Origin of the sequence: Luteibacter anthropi (assembly GCF_011759365.1) — a bacterium.
In the GTDB taxonomy this organism is placed as follows: Bacteria; Pseudomonadota; Gammaproteobacteria; order Xanthomonadales; family Rhodanobacteraceae; genus Luteibacter; species Luteibacter anthropi.
The window spans coordinates 22,097-36,901 of the sequence record NZ_JAARLZ010000014.1; the positions used below are offsets into that span (position 1 = coordinate 22,097).

Annotated in this window: 15 protein-coding genes and 1 riboswitch; of the genes, 6 read left to right on the forward strand and 9 right to left on the reverse strand. The window is 65.3% G+C overall.

The window, feature by feature from the left end:
• Positions 1–68 precede the first annotated feature (68 nt).
• Both thiC and HBF25_RS19870 read right to left on the reverse strand, forming a co-directional pair.
• The gene (thiC, locus tag HBF25_RS19865) at positions 69–1,910 is read right to left on the reverse strand and encodes a phosphomethylpyrimidine synthase ThiC (RefSeq protein ID WP_166951880.1); all 1,842 of its coding nucleotides are present in this window, start codon (positions 1,908–1,910) and stop codon (positions 69–71) included.
• A gap of 73 nt (positions 1,911–1,983) precedes the next feature.
• Positions 1,984–2,083, reverse strand: a riboswitch (TPP riboswitch).
• 35 nt (positions 2,084–2,118) lie between these two features.
• Entirely contained in the window at positions 2,119–2,781 is a 663-nt protein-coding gene (locus HBF25_RS19870; protein ID WP_166951883.1) for a TetR/AcrR family transcriptional regulator, read from the reverse strand.
• A 364-nt stretch (positions 2,782–3,145) separates the two neighbouring features.
• Here HBF25_RS19870 and HBF25_RS19875 point away from each other — a divergent pair, with 364 nt between their 5' ends.
• The 4 genes from HBF25_RS19875 to HBF25_RS19890 all read left to right on the forward strand — a co-directional run bounded on the left by HBF25_RS19875 (position 3,146) and on the right by HBF25_RS19890 (position 6,648).
• Entirely contained in the window at positions 3,146–3,805 is a 660-nt protein-coding gene (locus tag HBF25_RS19875; RefSeq protein WP_166951886.1) for a protein-L-isoaspartate O-methyltransferase family protein, read from the forward strand.
• Positions 3,806–3,840: 35 nt separating this feature from the next.
• Complete coding sequence (locus HBF25_RS19880) at positions 3,841–5,232, forward strand: TolC family outer membrane protein (RefSeq protein WP_166951889.1); 1,392 nt, start codon at positions 3,841–3,843, stop codon at positions 5,230–5,232.
• 202 nt (positions 5,233–5,434) lie between these two features.
• Positions 5,435–6,028 (forward strand): hypothetical protein, encoded by a 594-nt coding sequence (locus HBF25_RS19885; protein WP_166951891.1) that lies wholly within the window; start codon positions 5,435–5,437, stop codon positions 6,026–6,028.
• Between the two features lie 17 nt (positions 6,029–6,045).
• Complete coding sequence (locus HBF25_RS19890) at positions 6,046–6,648, forward strand: hypothetical protein (protein ID WP_166951894.1); 603 nt, start codon at positions 6,046–6,048, stop codon at positions 6,646–6,648.
• 10 nt (positions 6,649–6,658) lie between these two features.
• Here HBF25_RS19890 and waaA read toward each other — a convergent pair whose 3' ends face one another.
• The gene (waaA, locus tag HBF25_RS19895) at positions 6,659–7,924 is read right to left on the reverse strand and encodes a lipid IV(A) 3-deoxy-D-manno-octulosonic acid transferase (RefSeq protein WP_166952139.1); all 1,266 of its coding nucleotides are present in this window, start codon (positions 7,922–7,924) and stop codon (positions 6,659–6,661) included.
• Positions 7,925–8,004: 80 nt separating this feature from the next.
• Here waaA and lpxL point away from each other — a divergent pair, with 80 nt between their 5' ends.
• Entirely contained in the window at positions 8,005–8,922 is a 918-nt protein-coding gene (lpxL, locus tag HBF25_RS19900) for an LpxL/LpxP family Kdo(2)-lipid IV(A) lauroyl/palmitoleoyl acyltransferase (RefSeq protein ID WP_166951897.1), read from the forward strand.
• Positions 8,923–9,044: 122 nt separating this feature from the next.
• Positions 9,045–9,959 carry a VirK/YbjX family protein gene (locus tag HBF25_RS19905; RefSeq protein WP_166951900.1) on the forward strand — a complete coding sequence of 305 codons (915 nt, stop codon included), beginning with the start codon at positions 9,045–9,047 and terminating at the stop codon, positions 9,957–9,959.
• On the opposite strand, the gene HBF25_RS19910 is transcribed toward HBF25_RS19905, so the two are convergent.
• From HBF25_RS19910 to HBF25_RS19935, 6 genes are all read right to left on the reverse strand, one after another.
• Complete coding sequence (locus tag HBF25_RS19910) at positions 9,906–10,700, reverse strand: glycosyltransferase (protein ID WP_166951903.1); 795 nt, start codon at positions 10,698–10,700, stop codon at positions 9,906–9,908. The two genes, HBF25_RS19905 and HBF25_RS19910, sit on opposite strands and share 54 nt — an antisense overlap.
• A complete protein-coding gene (locus HBF25_RS19915; protein WP_341778201.1) occupies positions 10,690–11,967 on the reverse strand; it encodes an O-antigen ligase family protein in 1,278 nt (425 codons plus the stop codon). Before HBF25_RS19915 ends, HBF25_RS19910 begins: the two co-directional genes overlap by 11 nt.
• Positions 11,964–13,103: a glycosyltransferase gene (locus HBF25_RS19920; protein ID WP_166951906.1), complete on the reverse strand. Its 1,140-nt coding sequence runs from the start codon at positions 13,101–13,103 to the stop codon at positions 11,964–11,966. The genes HBF25_RS19915 and HBF25_RS19920 overlap by 4 nt, the downstream gene beginning before the upstream one ends.
• A 58-nt stretch (positions 13,104–13,161) precedes the next feature.
• On the reverse strand, positions 13,162–13,386 hold the full coding sequence (locus HBF25_RS19925; RefSeq protein ID WP_166951909.1) for a zinc-finger domain-containing protein: 225 nt from the start codon (positions 13,384–13,386) through the stop codon (positions 13,162–13,164).
• Positions 13,387–13,494: 108 nt separating this feature from the next.
• A complete protein-coding gene (locus HBF25_RS19930; RefSeq protein ID WP_166951912.1) occupies positions 13,495–14,076 on the reverse strand; it encodes a YceI family protein in 582 nt (193 codons plus the stop codon).
• A gap of 73 nt (positions 14,077–14,149) precedes the next feature.
• Complete coding sequence (locus HBF25_RS19935) at positions 14,150–14,743, reverse strand: malonic semialdehyde reductase (RefSeq protein WP_166951915.1); 594 nt, start codon at positions 14,741–14,743, stop codon at positions 14,150–14,152.
• Positions 14,744–14,805: the final 62 nt, after the last annotated feature.

The window sequence follows — 14,805 nt, forward strand, 5'->3', positions numbered from 1 at the left end:
TGTGCATTTGGAATGCCCGGCAAGCGCCCGGCCCTGTTTCCCAGGACCGGGCGATGTCCTTCGCAACCTTACGCCCGGCGGTACACCTCGCTGCCCTGCTCCCGGAATTCCAGGGCCTTTTCTTCCATGCCCTCGGCGTACTCGCGTACGTCCTGGGTAATTTTCATCGAGCAGAACTTCGGCCCGCACATGGAGCAGAAGTGGGCCGACTTATGGGCATCCTTCGGCATCGTCTCGTCGTGGAATTCGCGCGCCTTGTCCGGATCCAGGCCCAGGTTGAACTGGTCGTCCCAGCGGAACTCGAAACGCGCCTTCGACAAGGCGTTGTCGCGTACCTGGGCACCGGGATGCCCCTTGGCAAGGTCTGCCGCATGGGCGGCGATCTTGTAGGCAATGATGCCGTCGCGCACGTCCTGCCGGTTGGGCAGGCCCAGGTGTTCCTTCGGCGTCACGTAGCAGAGCATCGCCGTGCCGAACCAGCCGATCATCGCCGCGCCGATGGCGCTGGTGATGTGGTCGTAACCCGGCGCGATGTCCGTGGTGAGTGGTCCCAGCGTATAGAACGGCGCCTCGTGGCATTTCTCCAGCTGGCGCTCCATGTTCTCCTTGATGAGCTGCATGGGCACGTGGCCGGGGCCTTCGATCATGCACTGCACGTCGTGCTTCCACGCGATCTGCGTCAGCTCGCCCAGCGTATCCAGTTCGCCGAACTGTGCCGCGTCGTTGGCATCGGCAACGCAGCCCGGGCGCAGTCCATCACCGAGGCTGAAGGACACGTCATAGGCCTTCATGATCTCGCAGATATCCTCGAAGTGCGTGTAGAGGAAATTCTCGCGGTGATGCGCAAGACACCACTTGGCCATGATCGAACCACCACGCGACACGATGCCGGTCACGCGCTTCGCGGTGAGTGGCACGAAACGCAGCAGCACGCCGGCATGGATCGTGAAGTAATCCACGCCCTGCTCCGCCTGCTCGATCAGCGTGTCGCGGAAGATTTCCCAGGTGAGGTCTTCGGCGACACCACCCACCTTTTCCAGCGCCTGGTAAATGGGCACCGTGCCGATGGGTACCGGTGAATTGCGGATGATCCACTCGCGCGTTTCGTGGATGTGCTTGCCGGTGGAGAGATCCATCACGGTGTCGCCGCCCCAGCGGATCGCCCACACCAGCTTTTCCACTTCCTCGGCAATGCCGGAACTGACGGCACTGTTACCGATGTTCGCATTGACCTTGGTGAGGAAGTTGCGGCCAATGATCATCGGCTCGGCTTCCGGGTGGTTGATGTTCGCGGGAATGATGGCGCGGCCACGGGCCACTTCATCGCGTACGAACTCTGGCGTGATCAGGCGCGGCAGCGCTGCACCGTACGCTTCACCGGGATGCTGGGTGCGCAGCGCACTCTCGCCCAGGGCTTCGATGCGCTGGTTCTCGCGGATGGCGATGTATTCCATCTCCGGCGTCACGATGCCCCGGCGGGCGTAATGCATCTGGGTGACGTTGGCACCGGCCTTCGCACGCAGCGGCAGACGGCGCTCGCCGAAGCGGATGGCATCCAGGCGCGCGTCATCCTCGCGCGAACGGCCGAACGTCGACGACAGGCCATCCAGGCGCTCCACGTCGCCACGCTCCTCGATCCATCCGGCACGCAGCGCGGGCAGGCCGATGGCCAGGTCGATGGCGTGCGCCGGATCGGTATAGGGACCGGAAGTGTCGTAGACGACGATGGAGGGATTGGTCTCGCCACCGAACAGCGTCGGCGTGGACGACTGGGCGATCTCGCGCATGGGCACGCGCAGGTCGGGACGGCTGCCCGTCACATGGATCTTGCGGGAGCCTGAGATGGGCTGGGTAACGGATTCGGAAAGCTCGCGCGCGGCGCGGGCAAGATCGGACGGCATGGCATTCATCGGCTTCTCGGTCCTCACGGGGGAAGGGAGAAGCGGACGGCACCGCCACAGGGCACGCGCGCACAGACGCACGTCACCCGTGGGCGAAGCTTCCTACGCCGGTACCAACCGGATCAGGTTCGAAGGGACTCTCTCAGCCCGCGCTTATCGCATGGGCACCCCCGCTTCGCCGACCATTCAATCACGAAGCGGAGCAGGAAGCGAGCGATCAGGCCTCGACGCGCGGCGAATAGGCGCGCATGAACATCTCGACGGCGGCCAGGGCATTGGCACGTACTTCCTCGGCGAACTGCACGGCGCAGTCTTCGCAGCCGAACAGCCGGCGGATCAGCAGGTCGCCCTTGAGCAGGGCCAGGAACTGCGTGGTGGCGCGGGAAACGTCGGGGATATCGAGCTGGCCACGGCTGGTAGCGCCTTCGAGCAGGCGCTGCACGAGCTTGTGCATGCGGGCCGGGCCTTCTTCCCACACCAGCCGGCCAAAGCGCGGGTTGCCGCCGGAATGGCAGTCGGACAGGATGGCGCGGAAGGTGCCCACGGATTCCGTGTTGGTTTCCATGGCCGCATGGCGGCTGGCGATGTTGCCCAGGGTGACGCGGATGTCGGCGCCCGGGCTGAAATCGAACAGGTCGTCCGGCAGGCGTTCCTGCACGTGCGCGCGGATCACCTCGCGGAAGAGGTTGTCCTTGTCGCCGAAATGGCTGTAAACGGTGAGCTTGGACACGCCCGCGGACGCCGCGACGGCATCCATGCTCGTACCCGCGAAGCCACCCTGGGTAAACAGGGCCTTGGCCGCGTCGAGGATGGCCGCGCGTTTCTCCATGTCCTTCGGACGCCCCGGGCCCTGGGGTTTCATTTTCGGGCTGGCGTTCATGGCTACACCTTCACAAACAAAGATTATGACTTTATTATACGCATCGGTTTAGTTATTTCCAGCACGACGCAGTTGGCATCCGCGTCACCGGAAAAAGCGGAGCATCGCCGCCCGTCTACCTTAGAATTGAAGGTGGGGCCGCCCACGGGTGGTTCCCAATGGCTTGAAAGGATGCTCGCCATCGGTCGTTCAGCCGCCAGAACCCCGGATCTCACGGAAGCATGACTTCCGTCAGGTATGTCCGGTGACTTCCGGCACTTCGTCCGATGGCCCGGCGACCTCAGCCTTAACATTAGGGAATGTGGGCGGTAACCGCTTATCCTTCCAGACCTTTTTTTACAGATTTCGTACGGGATTGAACACCATGGCGATGAATTTCGAACAGGCCCGGCAGAACATGGTCGAGAACCAGGTCCGCCCCTGGGAGGTCCTGGATTACGACGTCCTCGAGACCCTCAAGTCGGTCCGTCGCGAAGACTTCGTCGCACCGGCCCACCGTAACGTGGCATTCGCCGACCTCACCCTGCCCCTGGGCCATGGCGAGGTGATGATGAAGCCCGTGATCGAAGGCCGTGTGTTGCAGGCCATCGCCCTGACCAAGACCGACGACGTGCTGGAAATCGGCACCGGCTCGGGTTACCTCACCGCCTGCCTTGCCCGCCTTGGCGGCAAGGTCACCAGCATCGACATGCATGCCGACTTCGTCGAGGGCGCCCGCCAGCGCCTGTCGGCTGCCGGTGTCACCAACGTCTCGCTGGAGACCGCCGAAGCCGTCAACGGCTACGCGCCGGCCGGCGTTTTCGATGTCGTCGTGGTCACCGGGGCAGTCCACGCGGTTCCCGAGAAGTTCGTGCGCTGGCTGAAGGTCGGTGGCCGCATGTTCGTGGTCCGCGGCGATTCACCCGCCCAGACGGCAGTGCTCCTCACCCATGAGGGCGAGGGTCGCTTCCGCGAGGAATCCCTGTTTGAAACGGACCTTCCCTACCTGGCGCATGCTGCGCCGGTGAAGCGCTTCGTGCTCTGACCCACAAGCTTTCCCATCATCCACGAGGCGATACCATGCGCTTGAAGCTGTTCACCGTCGCGTTCGCACTGGCCGCGATGCCCTTCGCCAGCCAGGCGGAAGACCTGCTCGATGCCTACCGTCTGGCCCGGGCTAACGATCCGACGCTGTCCCAGGCCGATTCACAGCGCCTCGCCACGGGTGAAGGTGTGGTCCAGGCCCGCTCCGCCCTGCTTCCGCAGGTGAATGGCACGCTGAGCCTCAACCAGGCCGATCCGGCGGGTCCGTCACGCGTGACGCTCACCGACCCCACCACGGGCGACACCCTGCGTGACGCCCAGGGCCGGCCCATCCTGTCGAGCGACGTGGGTCACACCCGCACGCGCGCACTGGGTGCCACGGTCAACCAGGTCGTCTTCGACTTCAGCAAGATCTCCGACCTGAAGGCCGCCCACTCGTCGGCGGATTCGCAGACGGCCGCCTACGACGCCGCCGCGCAGCAACTGTTCGCCCGTGTGGCCAGCGCCTACTTCCAGGTGCTGACCAACGACGACGCCCTGACCTTCGCCAAGGCGAACGAGCAGGCGCTCGCGCGCCAGCTTGAACAGGCGCAGCAGCGTTTCGACGTGGGCCTGTCGGCAATCACCGACGTGCAGGACGCCAAGGCCCAGCACGACTCCGCCGTGGCGTCGGTCATCACCGCCGAGAACACCCTGTCGGACTCGCGCGAAGCGCTGACCCAGATCACCGGCAAGCCGTCGGAGAACCTGAAGAAGCTGCGCGAGCAGCTGCCGATGGATGCTCCCTCGCCGAACGATCCCAACGCGTGGGTATCCCAGGCGGTCAAGACCAACCCGACCATCATCTCGGGTCAGTACAACGTCGATTCGGCCGAGCATTCCATCACCTCGGCACGCGCCGGCCACCTGCCCACGCTGAATGCCACCGCTTCGTACAACAAGCAGTCGCAGTGGACCGAAAACCTCGGCTCCATCAGCAGCGCCAGCAATCCCAACGGCCGTGGTACCACCACCGTGGGCCTCACGCTGTCGGTGCCCATCTTCTCCGGTGGCTTCACGCAGTCGAAGGTGCGCCAGGCGATCTACCAGCGCGACTCCGCCCAGGACTCGCTGGAAATCACCCGTCGCCAGGTCGTCCGCGACACGCTGAACTACTACCGTTCGGTCGTGGCCGGCATCAGCAAGGTCGGTGCGACGAAGGCCGCCGTGGAATCCGCCGAAAGCGCGCGTGACGCCACCCAGGCCGGTTTTGAGGTGGGCACCCGCACCATCGTGGACGTCCTCATCGCGCAGCAGAACCTGACCCAGGCGCTCAGCAATTACTCGCAGGCACGCCACCAGTTCATCCTCGACAAGCTGCTGCTGAAGCAGACGGCCGGCACGGTGGACTTCAAGGACATGGAAACGATCAACGCCCTGCTGCAGTAATCACGGCACACGGCGTCAGTTCAAAGACGGGCCCGCAAGGGCCCGTCTTTTTTTATGGCAGGCCATGCGCCTGCACAGCGGATCGGCATTCACCCACGCCCCGAGGAGGGGCGGTCCGATCCGGACGCGCCCTTCCAATCAGGACAATGGCCTGCCGGCCAACGACATGGCCGGCCATCCCCACATCATTCAAGGACGAACCATGACGCACTCCGCAGCCCTTGCAGGCATGGCGCTCGCGCTCCTTGGCGGAGCGACCACGCTCCATGCCATGAATCCGGAGAACCCGGCTCCCCCTTCCGACACCGGCGTATCGGTTGTCGCCATCGAATACTCCGTGTCCCAGCTGATCACGGATGGTGAAAGCCATGCGGCGGTACTGGCTGAAACCTGGAAGCGGAGCCTGCACGTGTGCGACGGGCATCGTGGCTTCATGAGCTCATACGACGTCGAAAGCCCGCGGCCAGACGACGAAGTACAGATCATGCACCGCGTTTCCGCGCGGGCACGCTGCCTGCCGGACGACGGCACGTTCGCCACGGATACCGGAGCCGAACCCGTACGCCCTGCCGCTGCATTCGCATACGAAACATGGGGCACACCGGTCAGCGAGGGAAAGATCCACGCGGTAGGAACGCGGCAATCGGCCTATGAAGGGGCGAGGGATACCATCCGGAACACCTGCGCAACCACCGGGGTGAAGAGCGTCCGCCTGGCGCATCACAAGAATGCACTGGGCGGCGAGTCCGTCGAAGGCTATTTCACCTGCCTGCCCGTCGACACGGCGACACCCTGATTCAAGGAAGACATACCATGACGCCTTTCAAACCCATGCTGCGAGTCGCGGCAATGTTCTCGTTATGCTTCACCAGCTGCACCTTCGCCACGGACGCGGGACTGCCATCGCGGATCAGCGAAAATCTTCATTACGAGGCGTTCGACTACAAGGTATTCAAGGAAGACCCTGGTATCGATGCCGATGCCGGCCTGCTGTATGCCGCACTGTGGGCAGACGCTCTCGCCTACTGCGATGCACGCGGAGGCTACCTTGCCTCATACGACAACCATCGGCGGGGCGTAGCTTATCTGGGGGTCGGGAATCTTAAGGAGACCGCCTTCGCTACCTGCGGCATCTATCCGGGCCAGGCCGCATCGGTGCCACCCGCCCCGCCCGCTCGATTGCGCGGGCTCGGCCGTCTTCCCACTGAAGGCGACACCCTGGCGCTGATGGCGCTCGGTGATCGGGACGGTGCTTACAAACTCACTCGTGATGCTGCGTATGCTTTCTGCCGTGGACAGGATCGCCGCATAGCGAACGCAACATTCAGCTACACCCCACGTGCATCGGGTGGATACAACATCGAAGCTTTCGTGCGATGTGACCCGAGGCGCCTGTCGGCGTCGAAAAACTCCTGAGCGCGGGCATTCACTCCTGAAGCAGGTGATCCACCAGCTTCATGACCTTGCCCACGGAGCCACGCTCGCTCTCGAAAACCTGACGCGCCGCACGGCCCATCTGCTGGCGGCGTGTTTCGTCACGCAGCATCGAGAGCACCTCGGCGCCCAGCCCGTTGCTATCGGCCACCCTGAGGCCACCGCCCCGGTCGAGCAGTTCCTGGGTGATTTCCTCGAAGTTGAAGGTGTGCGGACCGACCAGCACCGGCTTGCCCAGCGCGGCGGGTTCCAGCACGTTGTGGCCGCCGATGGACACGAGGCTTCCGCCCACGAAGGCGACGTCGGCCGCGGCGAAGAAACGCAGCAGCTCGCCCATGGAATCGATGACGAAGCACTGCGTCGTATGGCCCGGCACGCTGTCGGCGCTGCGGGTGGCCACGGTGAAGCCCAGGCTGCGCACCGAGGCCTCCACGGCACGGAAACGCTCCGGGTGGCGGGGGGCAATCAGCAACAAGGCATCCGGCAGGCGGCGCAACACGTCGAGGTGTGCCTCCAGCACCCCCATCTCCTCGCCTTCATGCGTGCTGGCGGCAATCCACACCGGACGTCCGGTTCCCCAGGCCTCGCGCATGGCGGCGCCCGCTTCAAGGGCCGCCTGCGGTACAGGCATGTCGAACTTCAGGTTGCCGCAGACCGTGAGCTGGCTCGGCTCGGCGCCCAGCAGGCGATAGCGGGCGGCATCGGTACGCGACTGCGCAGCGATATGGCTCACGCAGCGCAGCGCCCGGCGCACCAGCGAACTCATCCGCGCATAGCCGCGCAGGGAGCGTTCGGACAGCCGCGCGTTGGCGATGAGCAGGGGAATGCCATGCCGGCGGCAGGCGAAATACAGGTTTGGCCAGATCTCCGTTTCCACGATCACCGCCAGTCGCGGACGGGTATTGCGCAGGAAGCGCCGCACGGCAAATGGAAGGTCGTAGGGCAGGTACACGCTGTGCACGCTGTCGCCGAACAGCTGGCGCACCCGCTCCGACCCCGTGGGCGTGACCGTGGTCACCAGCATCGGCGCGCGCGGATATGCCTGCATGAGCGCCTTGATCAACGGCTCGGCGGCGTTCACCTCGCCCACTGACACGGCATGCACCCACAGGCACCCCGCCAGGCGTGGTTCGCGGAAGCTGCCGAAGCGCTCGCGCCAGCGCACGTGGTAATCGCCATAGCGCATGCCCCGGGCCATCAGCCGCAGCATCACCAGTGGCGTGAACAGGTACATGGCGAAGTTGTAGAGCAGGCGCAGCAGCACGCAGTCCCCTGGGATGGCGGGTGGCCGGGCAGTATAGCCGTCCCCATTCGTTACAATGGGCGGACATGCCCGGAATGCCCTACCCCAGCCTGACCCGACGCCTGCTCACGCCCCGCCACTGGCCGGCGTGGATCGGCGTAGGTGTGATCTGGCTCATCGCCCACCTGCCGTTCCGCCTGCTGATGCGCCTGGGGCGCCTTACCGGGCGCCTCGCGCTGTATCTCAACCGCGAACGGCGCAGCATCGCGGCCACCAACATCGCGCTGTGCTTCCCCGAACTGGACCCGGTCAGCCAGCAGGCGCTGGTACGGGCCAATCTCTGCGACGTGGGCATGATGCTGGCCGAGTTTGCGCTGGGCTGGATGGGCTCAGATGAGGCCATCGCCCGGGTGCCGGTCACGGTCGAGGGTCTGGAGCACCTGGAAGCCGCCCGCGCGGCGGGGCGTGGTGTTCTGCTGGTGGGTGGACACTTCTCGCATCTGGAACTCTGCGCCCGGCTGGTCTCCCAGCGGATCCGCATCGCCGGCATGTACCGGCAGATGGATTCCGACGTGTTCGAGTTCGCCGTGCTGCGTTCGCGCCTGCACTATGCCGATGCCATGTTCGACAAGGACGACATCCGTGGCACCGTGAAATACCTGAAGGCCGGTGGCACCGTCTGGTACGCGCCCGACCAGGACATGCGCAGCAAGGACAACGTCTTCGTGCCCTTTTTCGGCGTGCCGGCGGCCACCATCACCGCCACCCATCACCTGGCCCGCATGTCGGGCGCGGTGGTCATCCCGTTCTATCATCGCCGGCTGCCCGGCGACTCCGGCTATGCCATGCGCCTGGGCGCTCCGCTGCCCGGCGTGCCCAGCAAGGACGCCGCCGCCGACACCGCCGTGGTCAACGGTGAAATCGAGCAGATGGTGCGCGAGGCGCCCGAGCAATACCTGTGGGTGCACAAGCGCTTCAAGACCCGTCCGCCGGGCGAGCCGCGCATCTACTGAGGCGATACTTGCGCATGCAAGCAACTGCCTGAACAGGTATTTTTACCCCGCGACAACGAAAGCTCCGCGAAATTCCTCAGGCGTAGAACGACGTCCATCCCCAGACAGATGGACGTCCTTTCATGCAGTCACTCCTCCGTTTCGCGCGTTCGCTGCGCGGCCGGGCCAGCTGGCACAGCAAGCGCATCCGAGGCCTGAGCGCCACGCTGACCTACGTCGGCCGCTCGATGGTGCGCTTCCGTCGCCACGACGCCTGGCTTGCGCTGCTCGAATCGCCGGACATGGCCGGACTGACCAGCGTGGACGTGACCCTGCTCGAGCGCTACCAGCATCGCTACATCAGCCGGCAATGGTCGCGTGACCGTCGCCTCGACGTGCTGCGCAGCCATTACGAATTCGCCGTGGCGCGGTTTCCCCGCGAACTGTTCGACACCCTGTACCGCTCGCGCCAGATCCGGCTGGGCCGCGTCGAACTGCGCGACGGCAGCGGCCTCAACCTGATTCTCAAGGCACCCCGCCTGCGCGATCGCGAAGGCGAGCTGAGCATCTCGCTCACCGATGACAATGGCCTGCAGATCTCCTACGCGTCCATTTCCTTCATCGACGGCGGCCGCAGCATCGTCATCGGTTGCCTGCAGGGCGCGTCGAACAATGCCGGCCGCGATGCCGTGCGCGACTTCACCAAACAGTGCCATGGCCTCAGGCCGAAGAATCTCCTGCTGTCGATGATCCGCTCGCTGGCAGAGGTGTACGGCGTGGAACGTGTCCTGGGCATTTCCAACGCCGCCCACCCGTTCGGTGGCAGGCGCGACAAGATCAAGGCCGACTACGACACGTTCTGGCTCGAAGCCGAAGGCGTGGCCGTGGAAGATGGCTTCTATGCCATGGCGCCGCGTGAGCCGACCCGCTGCGCATCTGAAGTGGAAAGCAAGCGCCGCAGTGAATTCCGCCGCCGCGAAGCGCTTCGCCACCAGGCCTGCGCGCTACTGGTCGGGGCGTTCGGCTTTCGCCTGGAAAACGTTTCGATGGCTGCCTGAGCGGCCGCGCTCGTAGAGCTTGGCGTATTTCAGGAACGCGTAGAACGCATGCACGCGGGCAGCGACGAAGCCCGCCCAGCCGCCACGCCAGTGCCCGCGCCAGAAGTAGTAACGGGCAAAGGCGATCGTCGGATACACGACCATGCGCGTGCGCAGGAAGGATGGCAGGCGCGTATGCCGGTCCGCGACCTGCAACGATGAATAGCGGTTGGCCTTGTCAACGCGACCTTCGATGTCGCGCTCGCCGTAGTGATCGATGACGGCATCCAGCCGTTTTATCGGGCCGTCTACCACGACGCTTTCGTGCACTTCATGGCCACTCATGCGGCCTCGCGTGCGATCGAACAGGCGTACGTAGTGGTTCAGCCGCGCACGGTCAGGTTGCCAGCGCCAGAAAACCCATTCCCTGCGCAGCAGTTCGAAGCCCGCCACATCGGGCGACACCAGCGCTGACTCGATCTTCTGCGCGGCGACCGCCGGCAAGGCTTCGTCGGAATCCAGCAGCAGCACCCAGCGGTGGATAGCCAGGTCGATGGCCGCCTGCTTCTGTGCGCTGTAGCCGGCAAACGGCTGCACCTGTACGCGTGCGCCGAGCCGCTGCGCGATATCGCGCGTGGCGTCCGTCGAGCCCGAATCGAGCACCACGATCTCATCGGCAAAATGCACCGACGCCAGGCACGCCTCGATGGTGTCCGCGTTATCGAAGGTGGTGACCACCACGGATAACGGCTCACGCGCCACGGGCACCCTCCTGGTCAGGAAGATCCGCATGCAGCGCGGCACACCATACCGAGAGCAGCCATGCCGCCAGCAGGCCCCACCAGGCCGAATAGAAGGCCATATGGGTATTCAGGGGAAACAGGATCGCAAGCAGGGCCATCGTGGCGGGAAAGGCCTGCGCTCGTGCGACCGGCCCGGCACGCCACCACTGACGCACCGCGAATACGGTTGCCGCCAGCCACGCCAGCAGGCCAATCGATCCGGTTTCGGTAGCCACCTCAAGGAGCACCTGATGCGCATGGCAGGCCCCTTCGCCGTCACCGCATTTCTCTGCCGTGAGGAAGTGATCGTCGGGTGGTGCAACCTGCGGATAGGCCACGCGGAAACCGCGCACACCCACGCCGTTGACCGGATGCGCCTCGTAGATGCGCAAGGCGTTGACCCAGATATCCAGGCGACCGGTCAGGGCACTATCGATACCCGCGCTGTTGCCCTGGAGCACCGGCAGCGTACGGGCGATGCGTTCATGGAACCGTGGCGATACCTGCCATGCGAGAACAGCGGCCAGAACCAGGACGACAGCTCCACCCAGGCAGCCCAGGGCGAATCGCCGGAACGAACCCGCTTCACGCCAGAGGAAACCCAGGGCCACCAGTCCATAGCATAGCCATGACGCCCGCGAGCCGGAGAGCAGCACGGGGCCCAGCGCCAGCAGGAAGGCCAAGGCAAGACCACGGCGCCCCCAGCGTTCCCGCGCGCCCCACAACAGGAAGGGCGCCAGCGCCGACAGCGCCGGACCCAGCTTCAGGTTGGTGGCGCCAAAGATGCCCGACAGGCGATCCGCATTGGATGCGCCGGCAAGACCATAGCCGGTGAGGGCCTGCACCCAGGCATCGGCCACCCAGATCGCCACGACCACGGCCGTGGCGAAGTAGAGGCTGCGCACCTTGCCGGGCCGGCGGACGGCGAAGCAGGTGTAGATGCCCAGGGGAGCGAAGCGCAGCAGGCCGGCCACGGTGCCCCAGCTCTTGCCCGGCGCCACGGCATCCACGGCCGATACCAGCGCCGCGCCTGCGTACGCCGCGAACAACCACAGGAACAACCGGGCCCCCGGATGGTGATGCAGCGCTTTCGGCTCGCGCACCAGCAGGAGAATCGCCCCCACCAGGCACAGGAACACGCCCAGCTCGGCGCTGCGGCCGAACGGCAGCAGGGCCGGCACCAGCCAGATGGGAAGCAGCGGTGATGCCAGCCCCGCGCGAAGCCTTGCCGCCAGGGTCGCACTCACGCGCTGGGCACGCCTTCCACGACATCGGCATACAAGGCCAGCGTGCTGGTCTGCATGTCGACGAGGCGGTAGCTGCGCGGCGGCGGAATCGGCGGGGCAAAGCGAAGCAGTTCAGCCGCACGCTCCACCAGCTTCTCGCGATCACCCAGCGGCACGCGGCCGGCGGGATAGAGTTCGGCGAGAAGTTCGCCGACACCACCGTGGGCATAGCCCATCACCGGACGGCACAAAGCCAGCGCCTCGACCACCGTGCGGCCGAACGACTCCGGCCGGCGCGACAGCTGCAGGATGAGCGCCGACATCGCATAGATATCGCGGACGTCCGAGCGGGCGGGCGAGATCACCACCTTGTCGTCGAGCCCACGGTCGTGGATAAGCTGGCGCAGTTCGGCGATGTAGGCCTCGCGCCCCGGTTCGTCCGCGCCCAGCAGCAGCAGGCGTGCGTCGATGGAGCGCTGGGCCAGGTCGGCGACCAGCTCGACGGCATCGGCATGGCCCTTCAGGCGCGTGCCGCGTCCGGGAAGGGTGAGCAGGGGAGCACCGGCCAGCTGCGGATACTGCTCGAAAAAGGCCCGCTGCCAGCCATCGTCCGGGCGATAGCCGTACGGAAACGCCTCGGTATCGATGCCCCGCGGAATCACGGAAATGCGCGACACCCCCGCCTCATGCGGATAGTGGCGCAGCACGTAATCACGAAGGGTCTGCGACACCACGATCACCCGCTCGCCACGCAGCAGGATCGCGCTGTAGCGTCCCGGCGTATTGAGCCCGTGCACCGTCGTGACGAAGTGAGGGCGCGGCTTCAGCCCACGCAGCGCCCACCAGCCGATCCAGCCGGGAAGACGCGAACGGGCGTGGACGATATCGGGCTGGATCTCGCGCAGGATGCGACGCAGCTTGCCCACCAGGAACAGCGTGGACAGCGCCTTCTTGCCGATGGGCAGGCTGATATGCCGGCTGCCCTCGGCCTCCAGCTGGGCCACGAGGCGGCCGCCGGCGGAAATCACGATGGAACGGTGACCGGCCTGGACCAGCGCCCTGGCGATCTCCAGGGTCGAGCGCTCGGCGCCGCCCGAATGCAGGGCGGGGACGAGTTGCACGACGGTCATCGTCCGGTTCGGAAAGACGGTGGCCATGGGCGGTCCGTTAGGGGAGATGAGCGGGCGTTGCTGTAAGCACGCCCGCGGAGCGGCTTCAGTCTTTCAGAACGTAGGTGGCGCCGCAGTACGAGCACTTCGACGTGCCGCCTTCGTCTTCGATGGGCAGGTAGACGCGCGGGTGCGAGTTCCACAAGTACATGCCCGGCATGGGGCAGGAAAGCGGAAGATCGGCCCGGGTGACCTCGTAGCGATTTTCGGCGTTGGCCGGAATCAGCGGCGCGGCCGCGGGGTTGGGACGCGCAGCGGTAGGGGTGCTCATGGAAAAACTCCGGGCGATACGGTTTGCACTGGAAGGAAATGGTAACAAGAAACAAAAAGGCCCGCGCCGTTGCCGGCGCGGGCCCCTGGGGACGAGCCCCGGAAAAACTTACTGCTTGTCGCCGTGTGCTTCGGTGGTGATGCGGATCTTGATCTCGTCCGAGACGTTCGGCACGTAGGCGCCCACGCCGAAGTCCGAGCGCTTGATGGTGGCGACGGCGTCGAAGCCGGCCGCGGGCACCTTCAGCATCGGGTGATCGCCCACCTTGTTCACGGTGACGTCGAGGGTGACCGGCTTGGTCACGCCGTGCACGGTGAGGTCACCGGTGACCTTCAGCTTGCCCTTGCCGGCACCAGCGACCTTGGTGCTCTTGAAGGTGATGTTCGGGAACTGGGCGGCGTCCAGGAAATCCTTCGACTTCAGGTGCTCGTCGAGTTTGGGCACGAAGGTGTCCAGGCCGCTCAGCGGCAGGGTCACTTCCACGGAGGACTTCGACGGGTCCTTCTCGTCATAGACGACGGTGCCGTCGGCGTTGTTCAGGTTGGCGCTCGGGTTCGAGTAGCCGAAGTGGTTCCAGGTGAACAGCACATCGGTGTGGGTCGGGTCGAGCTTGTAGGTGACCGGGGCGGCAACGGCAGTACCGGCGGTGGCGAGCAGGCCCGCGAGGGCGACGAAACGGAGAGCGCGCATGGGGTGTTTCTCCAGCAGTGAGGGTTGGGTACTGCGATGGCAGCGGGACCGGGCGGTCACCGCGGGAAAGAAATCAGAGGATTTCGGCGGCTTCGTTGAAATCGAGGCGCGGCAGGCGGCCGAACAGGTTCACGTCCGGGTTGCCGTAGCCGATGTTCACCAGGAAGTTCGACTTGATCTGGGTGCCGGCGAAGAACTCGGCGTCCACGCCAGCCTGGTCGAAGCCGGACATGGGGCCGCAATCCAGACCCAGCGAACGGGCGGCGATGATGAGGTAGGCACCTTGCAGGGAGCCATTACGGTTACCAGCTGCCTGGATCAGCGGGTCGTTGCCCACGAACCAGCTACGGGCATCCGCATGCGGGAACAGCTTCGGCAGGTGCTCGTAGAAAGCGAAGTCGGTGGCGACGATGGCCGTCACCGGTGCGAGCATGGTCTTCTCGACGTTGCCTTCGTGCAGGTAGGGCTTCAGGCGCGCCTTGGCATCCTTCGACTTGATGAAGCGCACGCGCAGGGGCGAGGTGTTGGCCGCAGTGGGGCCCATCTTCGCCAGGTCATAGATCTGGCGGATCTGCTCGTCGGTCACTTCCTTGTCCTGCCACGCGTTGAAGGTACGCGCGGTACGGAACAGCTGGTCAAGCGAGGCGTCGGACAGCGGAGCGCTCATGGGAATCCTTGTACAGTGGCGGGAAGGCCCACAGGGGCCAGCGTCTGGAGAGTGTAAGGGTG

Bases quoted from the DNA above. Each gene is read 5' to 3' on its own strand.
- HBF25_RS19930 (WP_166951912.1), bottom strand. From the start codon at position 14,076: ATGCGCGCTCTCCGTTTCGTCGCCCTCGCGGGCCTGCTCGCCACCGCC.
- HBF25_RS19890 (WP_166951894.1), top strand. From the start codon at position 6,046: ATGACGCCTTTCAAACCCATGCTGCGAGTCGCGGCAATGTTCTCGTTA.
- HBF25_RS19925 (WP_166951909.1), bottom strand. From the start codon at position 13,386: ATGAGCACCCCTACCGCTGCGCGTCCCAACCCCGCGGCCGCGCCGCTG.
- lpxL (WP_166951897.1), top strand. From the start codon at position 8,005: ATGCCCTACCCCAGCCTGACCCGACGCCTGCTCACGCCCCGCCACTGG.
- HBF25_RS19905 (WP_166951900.1), top strand. From the start codon at position 9,045: ATGCAGTCACTCCTCCGTTTCGCGCGTTCGCTGCGCGGCCGGGCCAGC.
- HBF25_RS19875 (WP_166951886.1), top strand. From the start codon at position 3,146: ATGGCGATGAATTTCGAACAGGCCCGGCAGAACATGGTCGAGAACCAG.
- HBF25_RS19920 (WP_166951906.1), bottom strand. From the start codon at position 13,103: ATGGCCACCGTCTTTCCGAACCGGACGATGACCGTCGTGCAACTCGTC.
- HBF25_RS19885 (WP_166951891.1), top strand. From the start codon at position 5,435: ATGACGCACTCCGCAGCCCTTGCAGGCATGGCGCTCGCGCTCCTTGGC.
- HBF25_RS19935 (WP_166951915.1), bottom strand. From the start codon at position 14,743: ATGAGCGCTCCGCTGTCCGACGCCTCGCTTGACCAGCTGTTCCGTACC.
- HBF25_RS19870 (WP_166951883.1), bottom strand. From the start codon at position 2,781: ATGAACGCCAGCCCGAAAATGAAACCCCAGGGCCCGGGGCGTCCGAAG.
- thiC (WP_166951880.1), bottom strand. From the start codon at position 1,910: ATGAATGCCATGCCGTCCGATCTTGCCCGCGCCGCGCGCGAGCTTTCC.
- HBF25_RS19880 (WP_166951889.1), top strand. From the start codon at position 3,841: ATGCGCTTGAAGCTGTTCACCGTCGCGTTCGCACTGGCCGCGATGCCC.